This window comes from Caloramator proteoclasticus DSM 10124 (assembly GCF_900129265.1).
In the GTDB taxonomy this organism is placed as follows: Bacteria; Bacillota; Clostridia; order Clostridiales; family Caloramatoraceae; genus Thermobrachium; species Thermobrachium proteoclasticum.
Map to the genome: position 1 here is coordinate 1 of NZ_FQVG01000036.1, position 19,317 is coordinate 19,317.

Here is a 19,317-nt window from a genome sequence, read left to right on the forward strand (position 1 = left end):
AAGAATAGTAAGAAGTAGTCGCTACATAATATTTAAGCTTTGCAGTAGCTACGCATATAAAAATGATTTTTATGAGATTGTAGCAAATATTCACAAGTTAGAATGAAATTCTTTTATTATTGTTCTTTGATAAGTTCAAAAAGTAAAATTTTATACTATAGGTGAAATCTATTCTTCTTTAATGTAAATATCTGTAATTTATGAAAATTTTATTCATATAACAATTATACTAAGATTTCTTATAAATATTTTTCAGTTTAATTTTTGGTTGGTGAATAATTCAGGTTAAATTTTTGTTCACCAAACTTTTCTGCCAAAACCTTATAAAGTTCAATAACTCCAATAGGAAGTGAACCTGGCCCTGTTCCTATATCTAATATTTTTATATTGGTTTTTAATTCTCCTAAAGTTGCAAGATCTATCAAAGGTGCCCATACTTTATATATGTTGTTCGGAAGGTAGTACCAAAGATAAGTTAAATATTTGTTGCTGTAATCTGTTTTTTGTATAAGACTGTACATACTTTCTATATTTTGTATTACATCTAAAACTACATTTTTATCTATTCTACTTAGGCTTGAAAAAATGTCATTATTTGTTCTTACAAGTCCTATTTCCTTATAAATTAAATCAACTATTATATTTTGTAAATAGATGGGGAAGTCCTTTTCCCCATCCTTTATTCCAAACAATTCCTTTATCTCATCGTTTTCAAATTGCATTTTGCCCTGATTTATATACATATCATCCCACCCTTTAGGATATTTTCTTATTATCTGCAAGCCACTTTGCAAAATTGAAAGTATTAATTATATAATCTTGAACCCCCTTCTTATCTTTATACTTTTCTAATAGTTTTACTGCCTTATCATATTCCCCATTTAAAATATAGAGTCTTGCGAGTTTTTCCTCTATATAATTCTTAGGTGTTTTTTTATTTACCTCCACCCAGTTAAGCTTTATTGCATATTCAAAGCAGGCTTTTGACCTTTGAACATATTTTTGTTGTTCTTCCCTTGAAACATTCGTTCCTCTATTACATATATACATACCCATATAAGTAATACCAAACCAATAGAGGACTTCTATGGGTTCATTTGTCCAATTTTTATAGGTTTCTCTTATTTTGTATTCAAAATTTTCATTAAAAATACTTTCTACTCCTTCACCATATTGGAGTTCAAAACATTTTGAAAGATAAGTATATGCCTTTTTAATATTGTCTTTATAATAGTTACTTGAAATATTTTCATTTCCATTAACTAAATTTCTAAACTTATTAAAATCCAATTTAACCTTATCTGCATAATAGGAACCTAATGTATAATAGGATTTTAAGTATTCATTTCTAAATTTCTTTCTTTCATACTCATCTTTCATTGCTTCATAAACTTTAATTGCACTAAGTAAATACTCTACTCCTTCCTTTTGGTATTTTATAACATAGTTTTTATTTAAATCTACATTCTGATTATTATCTTCCTGATTGCGAAATACCATTTTAGATTTATCTACATAAAGGTAACCAAGCCTATATAAATTTTTTATTCTTGATTCATCTATTTTCAAAACTTCCTTGTAATATCTTTCAGCTTCAAAAAAAGATTCTTTTATATTTTGGGAATTATCAGCTCTATAATTTAAGCAATCTAAAACATATTGATATTTAATAAAGCCTAAACCATCAAGGTATCTTACTTCATTATCTTTATCTATTTCAATACATCTTTTATACAGTATTTCCGCAGTTTCTCTGTACTCTGCAAGTTTCTCAAGTGGCTCTTTTCTTTTTTCTTTATCCTTTAAGATTTTTTTATCTATTTTTCCTAAAAATCCTAATTGAGTTGCTGCAAAGGCTACTTCAGATAAATATTCTGCATCATTCCATTTTTCTGAATTTCTTGCTTCCTCCAATGAACCTAATGTATTATATAAACCTTCCCAATCATTCTCCCTCTTAAGTTCTTCTATTGTTTTATCATTTTTCATTATTTTTGTTTTATTTAAACTTCTATTTAAATTGCTTCTATCATTTTCAACTAAAAATATCATATAGGGCATACGATCATCTTTTTTTATTACTCCATTTCTAACTAACAAACCATATAACTCTGCATTAAACTCACTATTTTTATGCTTCAATTCCTTCTTTTTATTTTCAAATTCTATTCTTAATCTACCATTAACTATACTTAACCTTTTAAATGAACAACAATATACATTGGTATCTGATGCATATTTTCCTATATAATATAAAACTACCCATTTTGCTTTTAAGTTTCTTATTATATCGCCAAACATATCTATTACTATTTTAGTGTTTTCCTTGCTTAGTTGATAAAAGTTGGAATTCAAATTAAAATCATCAAATACTCTTAAAATTATGTAATGCATAATTATTCCTCCTATCTTTATATGTTAAAGATTCTTTATATACAAATCATTTCCTTTTTAAAATATCAAATTTATATATTATTTTTATTGCACAAAAAATGAGTAAACAAAAAGTGTCTAACACCTTTTGTTTACTCATTGTCTAATCTATCTCTACCATATCTTGATTTTTATTATAACCTTTTTTGGATATTGCTGCACATTCCCTCTCATAATCTGCGTGGTTTGTCCAAATTTCAAATATTTTTATCTCATCATTATTAAAGTCATAGTCCCATAAACACCTAAATACAAGTTCTCCATTAGAATCTCCTTTATATAAATATGGCTTATCAAATCCCCATTCTTTATTATGCATTATTTCTCCTATAATATTTTTTCCTTTATTTCCATCCCTATAAAAACTTTTTACTTTGCTTATTAAGTTTAATAGATTAGATTGTATATGATTTCTGTATTTTGCGTCATCAAACATATAGATTAAATCCCTTGAAACCAGCTTTCTTGTAAATAAATAATCTTTTAAGATAAATTCTCCATAGGCATTTAGAGAAACAAGTTGGTCATTTTCATCTGAAACCCTTTCAAAGAAAAATGAATTCTCATTTATAAAAATTTTATCTTTTTCTTCTAAATCTGAAAAATAAACTATTTCATCTTTTAATAATTTAATTAATAAGTCCCTCTTTTTTAATATCCATTCTATATCTATCTTAATAGGCATTGGTGGTATCTTTATTAAAACTTGATTTTCCTCATATAAATATCCAGTTTCATAACCATAGAAGGAACCTACAACATACCCTAAATATGTCATCAATTTATATCCCCCAATTGGAGCAAAAAATGTATATTCTTTATATGATTGTACCAATTCCCTTGATAATTTTTCCATAAAGTCCCCTAAATTCTCTCTAAGCTTTCTACTATTTGATACATCTAAATTTTCCACCTTCACAAGCTTTACCTTTGTGTTAAATTGCTGTTCTATTATTTTTCTATTTATTTCTGCTGCTAAACAGCCATCCTTTGTATCGGTATGAAGAATAGTCACATCAAATTGTTCACTTAAATGCCCTGCATTTTTAAGCTCATTTATTACTGAAAACTCTGCACTTATTCTTTTGTAATATCCCTCATCTACAGGGAATTGTCTATCCTTGCACTTTTTTATTGCATCCTCTAAGGTAACTTGTCCTCTTTTTAATAAAATATTTAGTTCACCAATATCCACAGCCATTTCCTTTAAATAGTTGTTATAGCCAAATACAGATGTTCCACCTGTAATTATAACTTTATTAAATTTAGCTTTATTCTCATTTTGGGACACTATTTTCCCCCCCTTGTTATGTAGATTTCTATATAATAATTTTCTACATAAAAGCCTATTTTCCTTTTAACTCTAAATTACAGACTTTTATTCTATTCTCTACAAAAAAAATAGCCCCTCAATTGGAGCTATCTATCCCTTCAAACAGGTCATATTCATTTCTACTAGTTGACGGTGAGTGGATGAAGAAGAAGGCTGAACGTGACAATCCCTTCAAACAGGTCATATTCATTTCTACGCGTAGCCATGAAAGGGGGAAAAAATATGGATAAGAGAAAAGTGACAATCCCTTCAAACAGGTCATATTCATTTCTACATGGCATTATCACAAAGATTGGAAAGGCTTGCCGCAGCGTGACAATCCCTTCAAACAGGTCATATTCATTTCTACATGAAAGTCGCCAAGTTAGTCAAGGCTAACCCAGAAGGTGACAATCCCTTCAAACAGGTCATATTCATTTCTACCAAAAGAAAGATAATGATTAAGTCTCTAGCCATGGTGAAAGTGACAATCCCTTCAAACAGGTCATATTCATTTCTACGCACAGCTAATCAAAGAGAAAAATGTCTGTGTCCTAACAATGTGACAATCCCTTCAAACAGGTCATATTCATTTCTACGAGCCAAGGCAATGAGAGAGGCTAAGGCAAAGAGAAAAGAAGTGACAATCCCTTCAAACAGGTCATATTCATTTCTACTAAGGCAAATCCAGAAAAGGCCTTAGCTATCCCAGCAGTGTGACAATCCCTTCAAACAGGTCATATTCATTTCTACCAAGGCCAAGGCTGCAGCCAAGGCCCTAGCTGCTGCTAAGGGTGACAATCCCTTCAAACAGGTCATATTCATTTCTACCATACGGAAAGGGGGTGATGCATGCGCCAGCAGAAATGAAGTGACAATCCCTTCAAACAGGTCATATTCATTTCTACTCTAAAAATAGTATTGGAGGTAGATTAGTATGTATATAGTGACAATCCCTTCAAACAGGTCATATTCATTTCTACAAAATGCCTTTCGCGACACGCAGAGAGGCAATGGCTTATGGTGACAATCCCTTCAAACAGGTCATATTCATTTCTACAGTAGACTCTTTGGTTGTAGGCCAAGTAGCGTTGTATATAGTGACAATCCCTTCAAACAGGTCATATTCATTTCTACAGCACCCTTTTTGATCCCTTGAAAAATCTGGGCTGAAGGAGGCTGTTTTCAAAACCCCCAAAAAAGTTGTTAATTTACCAGCTAAATTAAGTCTTATACAGGGTATGTATAAAAGTTTTAATGTACTCTACCCATTGAAATATCTAATTTAAATAAGATTTCAAAAAACCCCCCTATGTATAAGGGGTCAAATAGGTTTTTGTATACAAACTCTGTATACAAAAACCTATTATTTACATATATTATATTCTTAATAATTTAATATGTCAAATATGTAAAACACTAAAAGTCTATTTCTACAATCCAACTAATATTTCCATCTTTATTTACTCGCTTTAATTTTCCTATTTCAATACTAATTTCATCTGTATTCATTATATTGAAAACATTATTTAGTTTCTTTTCAATACTTTTTATCTTCTTATCTAATTCTTATTTAAGTTTTAATCTTTCTTTGCAAAATATAAAATCACAAAAAACAATATAATGCCAACTGGCCCTATGCTTGCTAAAAATAAAAACAAAATAATCCATCCCCAGGGAACATTATCTGAACTGCTATTTTGAATTTTTTTATTATCATTATTTAATGTATATATAGAACTGTTTGTAGTTGATGTAGATTGTACATTTTTATTTTCATTATTTACATAAGACTTTGTTTCTTTTGGTGTAATATCCCTCTTTTCATTTAAATTTTGTTTTTCATATTCTTTATTTTCTTTATTGCTATTCTTAAATAGAATATCCTTTAAAAATTCATATCTTTCCTTTGCACCCTTATCCTTTGTAATAAAATAAAGAATCTTCCAGCAATAGTACAAACCAAATATTAATTCCGTTTCATCATAAAACTTCAATTCATTTATAATTTGATTAATTAGATATGCTTTTGTTTCTTCCCTTTCCTCTGCTGATTCAATTAACTCTTTAACATATATTCCTACTCTACATTCACATTCATTAATTGATGTTTGAGTTATTGCATTATGTTTTATTAACAATAATCTATAATCTATTAAATTAAAATCATTAAGTTCAAGCTTTGACATATCACTCAGTATTCTATTTGCTTCTATTTTTTTATTTTCAAATATATAAATAAAATATAACTTTTCATATATATAAAAATCCTTTTCTATCTCTAATGCCTTTTTAAAATAAAACTCTGCTCTTTCAAGATTTTTTGTAACTTCAAAACATACTCCTAACATAAAATAAATTAAAGCGGAATTGTTTATATAATTAAGTGCCTTTTGCAAAATCTCCGTTGCTTCTTCTATTCTCCCATCCTTAGAATAGACCTCTGCTAATTTTACCCATATTCTTTCATCATCTGGTTTTATAAAAGTCATCCTTTTTAATTTACCTATTGCTTCTTCATACTCCTCTAACTCAATTAACTCCTCTACTTCCTGAAGGGTTTCTAAAAATTCATCTCCATATTCTAACTGAAAATCGTACTCCCTTCTCTTTTCAGGATTACTTAATATTTCATAAGCCTCCCTTATTCTTTTAAAATTTTCCTCATCCCTTTCAGGATGATATTTTCTTAAAAGTCTTGCATAGGCCTTTTTAATTTCTTCTGAAGACGCCCCTTTTTTTATTTGTAAAATTTCATAATAGTTTTGCATCTAAATTCCACCACCTATTATTCTTTTTATCTTATTGTTAAAGAAAATACTCCTTCTATCTATCATATTTGCATATTCTTTTGCCTCAACTTGTCCCTTTTCGTACAATAAAAAAAACAAGTCATAAAGTGCCTCATCATAATAACATCCATATTTAAATTCTCTTACATATTCCTTATAATAGACTACAGCGTCATCTCTTTTTAAATTTTTGGAAACCTTTGCTAATAAAAACAAAGTATGTTGCTTTATATAACTATTACTTGTAAATTCATAGGCAAGTTTAAAATAATTATATGCCTCGTCATATCGTTTATTTTTATACATCTTTAATCCATTCTTATAAAGACTACTTTCCAATTGACTTCCAAGTACATCCTTTAACCTTTTAGAAGAATCATCTTCTACGTATTTATAAACTATCTGCTTCTCCTGTGGTAAGTCCCTATAAACAACTTCTGTTTTTGAGTTTGATTTTACTATATAAGCACCAACTAATACTGATGGAATAATTGATGATGTAAATAATAGACTCTTTATTTTAAAGTTTAGATGTTGTATATATTTATCAAAATCAATATCAAAACCTAAAGATTTTATCTCCTCATTAACCCTTCTAAATTCTTTAAATCTTCTACGTTTAAAAAGACATATCATAAAAAGCTTAAAACCACTTATTGTCATAAGTCCTTTATTGTAGTAAAACTCTAATATCTTCTGTGCATATCTATAATCTTTTTTATTTGCTAACTCTAATGCTCTATTAAAATCCTTTATATATTCCTTTATTAACCAAAACTCTTTTAAATATTTTTTTGCAAATTCATCTCCATTTGCATCAAAATTGAAATTCAAAATTGCATATGCCTCTTCAAAATACTCATAAAAGATTAATAATACACCTGCAGCATTTAAAGCTGCAGGGTTTTCTTTATCCTTTATTAAATTTAAAATTCTATTATAGCTTTTGGAGTCCATATTATCTCCCCCTAATCTATATCAAAAAGTAGGTCTATTATTTCTCCTTCAATTTCATTTGCCATATCCTCATCATCTTGTATTATGTATTGTTTTAGTTCATTTAATAGTCTCATTAGCTCTTTCTTAATTTCAGATTCACCTAAGGTATTCAACCTCTTTTCTGCACCTTCAATTGTCATTTTATACTTTTTATATAGATTACACTCCTTATAATTATCTAAAACAGCAGCTACTTCATTTTGAACTACATCCTGCATATTAATTGCTCTTTTTATTTCTATTTGTCTTCTATGTCCTGTACTTAAAACCTCTGCTACGGCTTTTATATTTCCATTTATATCGTAGCTATATTCAATTTTAATAGCTTCTTCTCCCTTTGGTCTTGCAGGTATATTGTCTAACATAAACTGTCCAATCAATGTTGCATCCTTTGCCCATATACAGTTATTATCTAATGTTTGATATATATCTATATTCATTTCTGTTTGATAATCTATAGCAGTTGTATATATTTGACTTCTTGTTATAGGAACTGTTGAATTTCTTTCTATTATAGTGCTTAAAATTCCTGCAACTTCCATTCCATTTACCTCTGTTACGCAAGAAGTTCCTAAATTAAACGGACAAACATCCGTTATAACTAAGCTATTTTCCTCTGATATCACACCTGCTTTAATTGCTGCTTGAATTGCCGCACCCATACATACAGCTTCATCTGGATTTATTTCAGTTCTTATATTCTTATTTAATTTATTCTTCACATAATTTCTTACAACAGGAATTCTGGTGGTTCCTCCAACCATTAGAACAAAATCTATATCTTCATAAGTTAATCCCTTATCCTTTAGTGCTTTATCTATAACAACCCCAGATTTTTCAACCAAATCCATAACTTCATCTTCAAATTCCCTTCTTGTTATATTTATCTGTGTATTAACTAACTTCCCATTTAAAACTATGTTTTCTAAAGTTACTGTAGTTTCATTCACAAAGGAAAGATCTATCTTTGCCCTTTCAGCAGCCTCCTTAAGCTTGGATAAAACTATCAAGTTATTCCTATCTAAATTAACTCCATTTTTTTCATAAACTTTTCTTGTTATAATATTCATCATCTTTTCATCAAAATCTTTTCCACCAAGCTTTGTGTCCCCATAGGATGTTTCAACATCTAATATTCCTTCAAACATCTTTAATACAGTTACATCTAATGTTCCACCACCAAAATCATAAACAAGAACACGCATATCCTTGTCCATATTTTTTATGCCAAAGGCCATAGCTGCTGCTGTTGGTTCATTTATAATTCTTTCACATTTTAAACCTGCAATTTTTGCAGCAAGCATAGTGGCTTGTCTTTGATTATCATCAAAATTTGCTGGAACAGTTATAACTGCCTCTTCTATTGTTTCCTTTAGATATTCCTCTGCACATCCTTTTAAATAACCCAGCAAAAGTGCTGATACTTCCTCAGGTCTATATTCTCTCCCACCAAGCTTTACACTTTCATCTGTTCCCATAAGCCTTTTAAATTCTCTAACAGTATCCTGCGGTCTGCCTAAGTATTGGCTTTTTGCATCCTCACCAAATATCATCTCTCCATCTGTGCTTATACCTACATAGGATGGAGTTATTCTGTTTCCCTTATCATTTGGTATAACGATTACCTTACCATCTTTATAAACTGCTATTTCACTTGTTGATGTTCCTAAATCTATTCCTATTACCGCCATCTATATTTCCTCCTTATTTAAATTTGTTATTACCTGAGCCTTTCTTATTATTTCTCCTTTAAAATTAATACCAACCTTTAATACATCTAATATTATTTCATTTCCAAAGCCAATCACCTCCTGAGTTGCTATTATTTCGTGTAGTTTTGTTTGATATTTTTGATTTTTAGGATTGTCTATGAATATACCTACTTTTTTCATTTCAACCTCAATCTTTTCCAAAATACTTTGTATGTAATCTAAAATTTCTGGAGATTGTTCTTTAGAAAACCTATGCATTTCCCAAATAAAATCAAATATTCTTATATATCCCTTAACCATTTCATTTATTTGATTTGTATGTTCCTTTAATTGTTCATTTAAGTTAGATATCTCATCAAGTTTGTAGTAAATTGTGTCAGTCTTTTGTATGTTTTTCTTTATCATTTTAGATATTTCTGCACTTTCTCTAAGGGATGCATTTAATTGAAATATTGAAGCCTCTTCTTCATCAAAACTTAACTGTGATATTTTATACAGTTCACTTAATATATCCAAATTTGTCACCTCCCACATTTTTAATTAAACCACCATCTGAAAATATTTTTATTGCACAAGTTGTATTTAAAAAACAAGCATCCTTAAAAAATTAAGGACGCTTGTTTTAAATAAAAAAATAGCCCCATAACTGGAGCTATCAATCCCTTCAAGCAGGTCACATTAATTTCTATATATGTTAAACACAGTTTCAAATGAACTTTAACCTAAAGCCTCCTCAATCAATCCCATATGTGTTTCATAGGCAATGATTATTTCATTAATTTCCTCAAAATCTGTTTCAAAATAAAGATTCTTTATGCTATCTAAATAGTAGTTGGCAATTGCATCATTTATAAATCCAAAATAATCATATATGCAGTATCCGTTTAAATCCTCAAACCTCTCTTCATCTATTAAATACAGTATCTGCCTCCTATATTCTCTAAATACCTCTTCAACCTGCGTTATTAACCTTTCCTTAGCCTTTTCCTTATTTGAAATTCCAGAAAAAACAACCGCTATTGCTGTAAATATAGCAATAGGTGGAAAAACATTGGCAAGTGCATAGGTTAGCGTATGCCAACCTGCTGCAAGACCAAGCGTTCCTACTACAGCTGATGTTATTCCTGTTATAAATATCTGACCTGTAGAGTCAATTTGAAATTTTATTTTGTTTTCTTTTATTTTGTTTATTATTTTTTTATCCCTTTCGTATAAGGCATTTATATGGAAATTTATTTTTTTATTCCATTCATCTAAAATAAAATTAAATGTCTGTTCTAAAATATTATTTAGATTGTTTGCAACATCCTTCTGCTCCATATTTTCATCAAGCAGTCTCTCTAATAACATTCTATTATCAAAATCCTTAACATCTATGCTTTTATTTATATTTGCCATTTCAAAGGTTTTATTTAAAATATTCTTACCCTTGTTTAAAACTACTGCACCCTTAGAGGCTACATCCTTTAATCCTTGATACCATACAAACTCTCTGTTTATTTGTTCAATAATTTTATCCCTCCTCTCCTTTAAAAAAGCATCTATCCTTTGCATCATAAAAAGGGAGGCTTCTTGATGTATCTCTTTAGATAGCCGCATTATCTCTCTTTCTCTTAGTCCTAAGTCCACCAATATCTTTCTATAATGGTTTATTGATTCAAGGCATATAATCTTTTGTTTATAAAGCTCTATCTTTTTCTCATATTCGTTTGAATTATATATTTTACCTATAGATTCTCTAAACTGGTTTTCTACTACCTCAAAGGTTTCTCTGTCTAACTCTTTAAAGGAATCAAGTTTTAAAATTCTATCATCAATATTCATATTTTAAATCACCCTCTAAATTAATATCCTTTGCCTTTAATATATATTTTTTCAAAAGGTCACCAGATGTTTTTATCTTTTCATAGGCCTTATCAGGTTTTTCTATTGCATATCTTACTGCAACTGTTGCACCAATTGACGCAATGCAAGAAATCCACATAGGGCCACCAATCAAACTTGATACTGCAATTGAAGTGCCTGATATAATTGCACCTTTTCCCGCTGACTTTAATGTCTGTATCTTTTGGTCAGAATCCTTAACTACATTTATGAGTTTGTAGGCTGCAAATGGAAAAAGTATTGGGTTTAGGGCAGAAATTGAGGATATTAGATAGGCTGCAGATAGTTCTGATAGTCTTTCTTCATCCTTTGTTTTAGAAAAAAACATAAGAGAAGTTATGCCTAATAGCCCTCCTACAAGTTCTGGCCCATTAAATGTCAAGGCATCCTTCAGCATAGTCTTTGAAATTCCAAATTTCTTAGCTATTTCTGCAAGCTTATTAAACTCATCTGGTGTAAAACTTATAAATGGGTTTATTCCTGACACTGACATAGAGTCTCTAAAGAGGTGTTCTGTTGCCTCAGAAAGCTCCTTAAAGAAGGAATCATCCTCCGATACATCCTTTACAGCCCTTAATGCTCCAAAGATGGTATGTTGACCATCTACCAAATGGTGAAGACCTGAACCACCAACACGGGTTAAATTATATACACTGTCTATGGCTCTATCATAGGCATCAAAATTTTTATTAAAATACCCTGCAAAAAGATGTGCTATTAAGTCCTCCTGGGCTGTTAAAACTGTGTTTAAATTATATGATTTATTCTTTAAACTCTCACCTAATTCAAATCTTTCCCTTATTAATCTATCCATATTAACCTTCCCCATTATATATTTTTAACCAATCTTCAAGCCTATTTTTAAACTCATCCCTCAAATCTTTTGGTTCTAATATTATGCAGGAGGGGCCAAGTGTCCTTACCCATCTTTTAAAAAGGTTTAATTCATATACCTTCGTTTTTATATCTATATATCCTTGTCCATTATCAATTTCAATTATATTTCTTCTTGATAAATGCCTAATTGCTCTATCCTTTGCATTTTTTTCATCAAAAACTCTTATTTTAACCACTTTATACCTTCCTTTATAGCCTTTATTTACTCTAAAGCACCTATCTAAAACTTCAATATTTTGTATATTGTCTAACCTAATATGATTTATTCCCCTTTTAAAATATTCTAAGTACCAATTATCCGTATCATTATCATATACAAGACACAGTGGGGATACAAATTCTATGCTTCTTTCTGCTTTTATTATATTAATTTTTCTTCTATTGTTTATTGCACCAAATATTTTATTTATAAGTTCTATGTCTATATTAAATATATCGTTATAGTGCTTGACTAATCTTCTATCCTTTAAAATAGTGTATTCCTTTATAAATTCAGCCTCCAGTTTGCTTGTTATCTTATCCTTAATATTCTTTATAAACTGCTTATCACTGTCCTTTAGAAGTTCATACAAGCAAAATCTCTCGTATCTATTTAATATATCAATACTCTTTATATTATCAATCCATATTTCAATCGTGGTATTTTCGGTAATTAACTGCCTACACTTATCTAAACATATATCTTCATCATCTGAACAATATAGTTCATCCAATGCTCTATCCAATTCATTTCCTTCCTCATCATAGAGCTTAATTTCCCAAAAGCCTAAAACCTTTGACATTGCCTTTAAATCAAATGCAACTATGTCCCTCATTACATCTACATCTAACTCTAATTCTTCAGAAAGTTCTTTTATTGTTTTTGCCCCCTTATATAAAGAAGCTATAACCTTAAGCATAATACTCAATTTATCCATTCATATCATACCTTTCTAATGTTTCTTTTATCTCATTATATATTTCATCCCTTAATTTTACTGGCTCTACCACATAGGCACTTTTTCCAAAACCCATAACCCAATTTTTAAACTCTTTGAAACCAACTACCCTATCCTTTAATATATATCTATTTTCTTCTTCTACAATCCTTGCTGTTTGTCTCTTTTTTGTGTATCTATCTAACTTTCTTTTTATAAATGAGTATTTTTCAAAATGAACCTCTACATCAAAGGGATTTTCTATGCTTATTCCAAAGTTATATTTAAAATCTTCTTTATTAAATTCAGAAAGTCCACCATCAACAACATCAATATCTACAATTTTATCGATTCTATATATACTGTAGTTTTTATTTTTTTCAACTAAATAATATAAATCCTTATCTTCAGAATATATTATTCCTGCTGGTTTTACATTTATTTCCTTTGTTCTTGTCTTAAATCTATATTTTATATTAAGTGACTTATTTTTTAATATTGCTTCCTCTATCTGCTTAACTACAAAGCTATCATAGTAGCTTATCCTTTTTCTTTTTGGGATAACTCTTATACAGGAATTTTCTATGTTTAATTTTCTTGATATCTTATCTGCTATTAAATCTAATACATATCCCTTATAATGAAAATGCTTCATTACTTCTAAATAAATATATAAATTTTGAAGTTCTTGTTCTGTTAAAATATCTAATAAATTATCTGCTGCTTTAATTTTGCCATTTTCCTCAACTATATAACCTTTATCAATTAGCTGTTTTATCATAGATTGAACAAGAGCTGGGGCTTCATTAAACAGCATATTTATTTCTTCTACAAATCTTTTTCTTTTTATTGCATATTTTTTCCTTGATAGATGTTCAAGTATAGTTACCATTTTTAAATCACTATAGTTTAATTTATAATCAATATTCACAACATTTTTAGGCAATTCTTCAACAACATACTTTCCCTTTACAGAACTTATCTTGTATCCTAATTCATTAAACTCCTTAACAAAATCCTGTATTCTCCTCTTTTTAAAGCCAAACATATACCCTATTTCTTCTGCAGAGTACTTATTAGAGTTTGTTATCAAAAAATATAAAATCCTTGATTTTACAATACCTAAACTCTCATCATCTCTTCTTTGCCTCATATTTTCCTCCTTTTAAAATAGCTAAAGCAAATGCTTTAGCTATTTATAATATACTTACCTAACCCAAAGGTTGTATTTTTCCCTATATGTACAAGTTCACAGGCTATTAATAAATCCTTTATTAACTCTACATTTTCATTAAACTTTATTGTTCCTAAAACACCTCCTAAAGACATCTTAGTTTTTTGTCTATTTGAATATCTTTTATTTTCTGTCCAGTATAAATTAGTTGATTCTATAAAGTTATCCACATTATCAACATCAATATCTACTGTTTTACCACTAACTGCATTCAATATAGCTATTCTTCTTTGCAAAGCTATTATTAAATCTTTACTATTTATTTCATCTGTTAATTTTCCTTGTTTTACAAATCTTAATGGCAAGATGAATTCTATTCCATCTATTGAACTTAATTCTCTTTTTCTTTTTTGTACATAATCTAATACTGTACTTGGTTTTATGTTTTCTTTAAAAAGTACACCATCTTTAAATATCGGCTTATTTTCTTCATTTAATACTTCTAAAAGACTAAATTTTAGTCTGTTTTTACCAAGTCCAGTTTTACCTAAAGCATCAAAGGCATATATAATGTGTCCACCATAATTAAAAATGTTGTTAAACAAAAGAACTGAAAACTCTAAAATATCCTCTTGAAAAAACTCTTCCCTAAAATCAATACATTCTATAACCAATCCTGAATGTGAAGTTTGAACATTTTTCATAAAAGGAAGATTTGTTTCTATTTTAGGTGACAATATCCCATTTACAGCACATCTTTCATTTAGTAGACAGTTGTTACAATTTGGTTTATCCTCTAAGCAAAATTTTTTCATTAAAACTTGTCCCATTCCACCCCTTAGGGCCGACATCTTGTATTTAGGTAACTTTCCGCACTTTTCAAATTTAATTCTAAAATTTAATTTCATATACTTTATATCAAACATCAAACCACTCCAAACATTTTTCTTTTAATTACTATTTTCTACAAAAGTATATTAATTCCTTTAAATTAATATAAAATATTTTTGAAATTTGTCAAAAATGCCTCAAAAGAGTAGTACATTAAATATTTTAGAGGCATTATAAAATTGGAATTAATAGTAAAAGACTATGAATTAGGGATTCATAGTCTTCTGATGCAATTCTTTTAAATTAAGTTGTTTGTTTTGAATTATCAATCTTTATTATCTCTACATTTTTTATTTTTTTTAAAATTTCTTCTTCTTTAAGCTTTTTTAATCTTTGTTCTTCCTGATATTTTTCAACATACTGAATTAGTTTATCCATTGTAGTTGCTCTTCTATTCATTATTTCTATTAATTCCTCAATTTTTTTGCCTCTATTTTCCATATTTTTATATAGCACAATATTCTTTTTTAAAAAATCACTCAATACATTATTTATATTATCAATACTTTGCTCCATCTTTTCAGTCAATTTATTTATTCTTACCTCTAATAGATCTATTTTTTTGTCCAAATCAGTATAAATATTCTCTGCTTTATTTATTTTTTCTTCTACAATAGAATCTGTTTCTTTATTTAATCTTTGAAGCTTTTCTAAATTTTCTTGGCTCAACGAACTCAAATCTTCAAAACTTCTATTTAAGTTTTCAGGGAAATTATCTATTTTATTTATAATACTCCTCAATAAGTCAAGTGTTTCTTTAGTTTCCTTATAAAGTTTAAGTTGTTTTAGGGAATCATTTAATCCTTCTAATACATAATTAAATTTTTCAAAGGAATCAGAAATCGACATAACTTCTTCTTGTGTCTTTTCAAAGGTATCTAATAGTCTTAAAATATTATCTTCTTTTGTATTCATTTTTACCCCCACCTTCTTATGATAATAAGCCTATCCAAGTTCTTATAGATTCTAATCTTTCTCTTGTTATAAAAGACATCGTTCTTGCAAAATTACTTGCTGCATCTGAAAATTCTTCTATTCCATATTCCTTTATCATTTCTACTATATCTCTCATAACTTTATAAAGATCAACCTTATGAGCCTTCACATAATTATCTATAATCTTAAACTTTAATTCGCTTGCATATAAACCAGATAAAAGCATAGCTTTTACAACTTTAAAATGATTTTGTGCTTCACCATAATATCTTTCTGCATCTTTAAATTCGTGCATTAATAAAAGTCTATCTCCTGTAACTTCATATCCATCTTCATCAGCCTTACTTTTTACAAAACACCTTTGATATTCGTGCTCATAGTTTTTCTCTTTAAATATATCCATAGCCATTTGGAAAAGTCCATATTCTTCATATTCTAACGCTTTTCTATACATACTATCTAACGAAGATTTTTCAAAATCTTTAATTTCATCTTTTAAATCACTTATTTCAACACAATAGCTAATTATTTCTTTTATAATATTCATATCCAAATCATCTTCTAATATGTATAGATTAGTCCTTGCTCTTGTTATTGCAACGTAAAATAAATTAAAGTAATACCTATACTTTGAATCGTGCTTACCTAATCCATCTAATATATCTTGCCAATAATTTTTGTACTCTGATAATATATTGTAGCAAAAAACAACGTCAAACTCTAAACCTTTAGATTCTTGAACTGTAAAAACATTTACACCCGTTTTATATTTTTCTTCAATTTGTACCTTTATATCATCATTTGGCACAATTAGTACAGCATAATCTGTTTCTCTAATAAAATCTAATATTAATTTTAAATTTTCTTCATTTGATTTTGTTATTCTTGGATATCTTCCTTCTCGTATACTTACTTCAATAATATCATCACTTAAAAAGCCTATATATTTTCTTCTAATCTCAGTCATCTTATTTGCTAATCTTACAATTCCATCATAGCTCCTATAATTTTTTGACAACGTAACCTTTTCTGGATTTATCATATTCTTTATTAAACCATTTTCTAAACGTCCAAAATTAAAAAAGGTTGGATTTACAATTTAATGTACATCTCCGCCTAAAAATATGTTACTTTTATCCTTTAATAATTCAATTAACATTAATATTTGTAACTCCGTTAAATCTTGAATTTCATCAACTAAAATATAATCATATTTTTCAATTTCATTGTTTTTAATTTTTTTAAGAACTAATATAGCCAAATCATTTTCATCATAATATCCATTTTCATCTAACCAAGCTTGGTATTTTAAAGATAAGTCATATATATAATTCTTTTCATCTTCATTAAAAATAGAATAATCTGCTGGTAAACTCAAATATGTTTCTCTCTTTATCATTTTATCTATAAAATTATAATTTAAAAAATAATTTCTCAATTTTTCTATTTCCTGTATTAATTCCTGATTTTTATAACCCTTATCACAATAGTGCTGAATTATTTCTTGTATTGAAGATTCATTTATTTTGTACACATTATTATTTTTAGAAATAAAGCCATCACTAATTAAAGTCTCCATAGTCTCCTTTTTTAATATGTCTTTAGGTATTATACCATCTCTATTCCAATTTATACCCATAATTCCTTTTATTACACCTTTCAACTCAGTCCAAAAATCAATCGGATGGATATAGTTTTTTGTATATTTAACAACATTATTGGTATACCATTTTTCAAATTTTTTGTAGGTTACTATTTTATCTTTACTGATTCCTAAAGTATTAATACAAAACCTTAGCAATTCATAAAACTCAACATCTGCTATAAACTCATCTGGTTTTATATTTTAAAAGATAATATTAGCACTTTCTTTTAGCTTATTTGTATAAGTAAAATATGCTATTTTATAGTTTGTGTTTTTATAACCAAAGAGCTTATATATCAAAACAGTTGTTTTTCCAGAACCTGCACTTCCCTTTAATATGGTTGTTCTATCATTTTTTACACATTTGTACTGTTCCCTATTTAAATAATATTTATATGTTTTTTTGTTTATTGATTCAATTAATTTTACATCTTCTTTGTTAATTAGTTTCAAATAATCCTCGTCATCTAAAACTATTGAAATTTCATCTTCAATGTAAAATTTATATTTTTCATCTGATATGTTATCTTCATAAATATCCTCAATTTCTTCTTCATCTTCTTCTAATAAATCTACCGCATATTCTTTATACGCCATATTATTAACATTTATATTTTTTGCAACTCTCTCCTGTTCATCGTGTTTACACAAATCTATCAATACTATTGCATTCTTATAATCGTCTACAATATCATCTATTTCTTTACCATATGTATAAAGTACTCTTTCATTTAAATTTATTCTATACTTATAAATATTGGTATCTTTCCCTAATGCTTTAAACTTTTTATGATCTGCCCCTTTTGCTACATCATTCAAAAAGTTTTCTTGTTTAGCTTTTGCCATATCATATATCTTTTTTATTTTCTTTGTATCAGACTCTTCTTGTAATTTTTTCATCATTCTTTCTGTAACTAATATCATTTATTATTCCTCCATACATTATCTTCATCAAATTTTTTATAAAGTATGGCATATAAAATTTAAACTTTATGTATTTGTTAGTTATAAGATATGTTACTGCATTTATTACTGTTCAATTAATGATTTCTACATAAATGTAATAATTCCTTTATGTATTAGATAAAATATTTTCGAAATATGTATAAAAAAGACCCTATTGGGTCTTTTTTAATTTAAACCATATATTTCATCATAAAAATCTATTTCGTTTAAAAGTGTATATAGTGAATCCTCATATTCTTCTTCAGTCAATGAAAACATTTCTTCATAACTTCTATTCCAATATTGACTATTTATGTCGAATTCATAGTTTCTACAATTAACTATTTCTAACTTAACATCTTCTACCCAGGATGAAAGTGCACTATTTTTGAGTGTATAATTTAACATATTGCTAAATGAGCATATATTCCTATGTATACAATCTCTACACATCATATTATCAACCTTCCGAAAGATTATATCTTTATTATACGGAGGGTTGATATTACTTTTATTGCACAAAAATATCTCGCTAAAGCGAGGACTCCAATCCCTTATAGGTAGGCTATAAACACAGTATCAATTCAACAGGTCTAAAACACAATGCAAAAGAGTTTCAATCCCTTATAGGTAGGCTATAAACAAATGATGTTCCAAAGGAAGAAATTATAGAAGTGTTGTTTCAATCCCTTATAGGTAGGCTATAAACTTTATTTGTCGTTGCTTGTTACAAGTTCATTATATGGTTTCAATCCCTCATAGGTAGGCTATAAACCATTT

General features: G+C 28.2%; 17 protein-coding genes, 1 pseudogene and 1 CRISPR repeat array. All 18 genes and pseudogenes read right to left on the reverse strand.

What is annotated here, in order from left to right:
* Positions 1–257: 257 nt before the first annotated feature.
* Positions 258–743 (reverse strand): hypothetical protein, encoded by a 486-nt coding sequence (locus tag BUB63_RS08770; protein ID WP_143290266.1) that lies wholly within the window; start codon positions 741–743, stop codon positions 258–260.
* A 13-nt stretch (positions 744–756) separates the two neighbouring features.
* The gene (locus tag BUB63_RS08775) at positions 757–2,394 is read right to left on the reverse strand and encodes a hypothetical protein (protein WP_073249156.1); all 1,638 of its coding nucleotides are present in this window, start codon (positions 2,392–2,394) and stop codon (positions 757–759) included.
* A gap of 142 nt (positions 2,395–2,536) precedes the next feature.
* A complete protein-coding gene (locus BUB63_RS08780) occupies positions 2,537–3,724 on the reverse strand; it encodes a hypothetical protein (protein WP_051350749.1) in 1,188 nt (395 codons plus the stop codon).
* Between the two features lie 128 nt (positions 3,725–3,852).
* Positions 3,853–4,882: direct repeats of the CRISPR family, unit length 37 nt; unit sequence GTGACAATCCCTTCAAACAGGTCATATTCATTTCTAC.
* 282 nt (positions 4,883–5,164) lie between these two features.
* Positions 5,165–5,302 (reverse strand): annotated as a pseudogene (locus tag BUB63_RS14110) (hypothetical protein); the annotation flags it as partial.
* Between the two features lie 23 nt (positions 5,303–5,325).
* Entirely contained in the window at positions 5,326–6,516 is a 1,191-nt protein-coding gene (locus BUB63_RS08785; RefSeq protein WP_073249157.1) for a J domain-containing protein, read from the reverse strand.
* On the reverse strand, positions 6,517–7,494 hold the full coding sequence (locus BUB63_RS08790; RefSeq protein WP_073249159.1) for a tetratricopeptide repeat protein: 978 nt from the start codon (positions 7,492–7,494) through the stop codon (positions 6,517–6,519).
* A gap of 11 nt (positions 7,495–7,505) precedes the next feature.
* Positions 7,506–9,227: an Hsp70 family protein gene (locus tag BUB63_RS08795; RefSeq protein WP_073249161.1), complete on the reverse strand. Its 1,722-nt coding sequence runs from the start codon at positions 9,225–9,227 to the stop codon at positions 7,506–7,508.
* On the reverse strand, positions 9,228–9,764 hold the full coding sequence (gene grpE / locus BUB63_RS08800) for a nucleotide exchange factor GrpE (protein ID WP_073249163.1): 537 nt from the start codon (positions 9,762–9,764) through the stop codon (positions 9,228–9,230). It lies immediately after the preceding gene.
* A gap of 201 nt (positions 9,765–9,965) precedes the next feature.
* Positions 9,966–11,072, reverse strand: coding sequence for a hypothetical protein (locus BUB63_RS08805; protein WP_073249165.1), 1,107 nt, complete (start codon positions 11,070–11,072; stop codon positions 9,966–9,968).
* On the reverse strand, positions 11,062–11,946 hold the full coding sequence (locus BUB63_RS08810) for a hypothetical protein (protein ID WP_073249167.1): 885 nt from the start codon (positions 11,944–11,946) through the stop codon (positions 11,062–11,064). Before BUB63_RS08810 ends, BUB63_RS08805 begins: the two co-directional genes overlap by 11 nt.
* Position 11,947: 1 nt before the next feature.
* Positions 11,948–12,946: a helix-turn-helix transcriptional regulator gene (locus tag BUB63_RS08815; RefSeq protein ID WP_073249169.1), complete on the reverse strand. Its 999-nt coding sequence runs from the start codon at positions 12,944–12,946 to the stop codon at positions 11,948–11,950.
* Positions 12,939–14,099: a helix-turn-helix transcriptional regulator gene (locus BUB63_RS08820; protein ID WP_073249171.1), complete on the reverse strand. Its 1,161-nt coding sequence runs from the start codon at positions 14,097–14,099 to the stop codon at positions 12,939–12,941. The genes BUB63_RS08815 and BUB63_RS08820 overlap by 8 nt, the downstream gene beginning before the upstream one ends.
* A 35-nt stretch (positions 14,100–14,134) precedes the next feature.
* Positions 14,135–15,046 (reverse strand): CRISPR system precrRNA processing endoribonuclease RAMP protein Cas6, encoded by a 912-nt coding sequence (gene cas6 / locus BUB63_RS08825; RefSeq protein WP_027309495.1) that lies wholly within the window; start codon positions 15,044–15,046, stop codon positions 14,135–14,137.
* A gap of 208 nt (positions 15,047–15,254) precedes the next feature.
* Positions 15,255–15,926, reverse strand: coding sequence for a coiled-coil domain-containing protein (locus tag BUB63_RS08830; protein ID WP_027309494.1), 672 nt, complete (start codon positions 15,924–15,926; stop codon positions 15,255–15,257).
* Positions 15,927–15,942: 16 nt separating this feature from the next.
* Positions 15,943–16,989, reverse strand: a complete 1,047-nt coding sequence (locus BUB63_RS08835) for a 3'-5' exonuclease (RefSeq protein WP_073249172.1) — start codon at positions 16,987–16,989, stop codon at positions 15,943–15,945.
* Between the two features lie 57 nt (positions 16,990–17,046).
* Positions 17,047–17,748: a UvrD-helicase domain-containing protein gene (locus BUB63_RS08840; RefSeq protein ID WP_143290267.1), complete on the reverse strand. Its 702-nt coding sequence runs from the start codon at positions 17,746–17,748 to the stop codon at positions 17,047–17,049.
* A 45-nt stretch (positions 17,749–17,793) separates the two neighbouring features.
* Positions 17,794–18,516, reverse strand: coding sequence for a hypothetical protein (locus BUB63_RS08845; protein ID WP_073249176.1), 723 nt, complete (start codon positions 18,514–18,516; stop codon positions 17,794–17,796).
* Positions 18,517–18,723: 207 nt separating this feature from the next.
* The gene (locus BUB63_RS08850; RefSeq protein ID WP_027309492.1) at positions 18,724–18,993 is read right to left on the reverse strand and encodes a hypothetical protein; all 270 of its coding nucleotides are present in this window, start codon (positions 18,991–18,993) and stop codon (positions 18,724–18,726) included.
* Positions 18,994–19,317 lie beyond the last annotated feature (324 nt).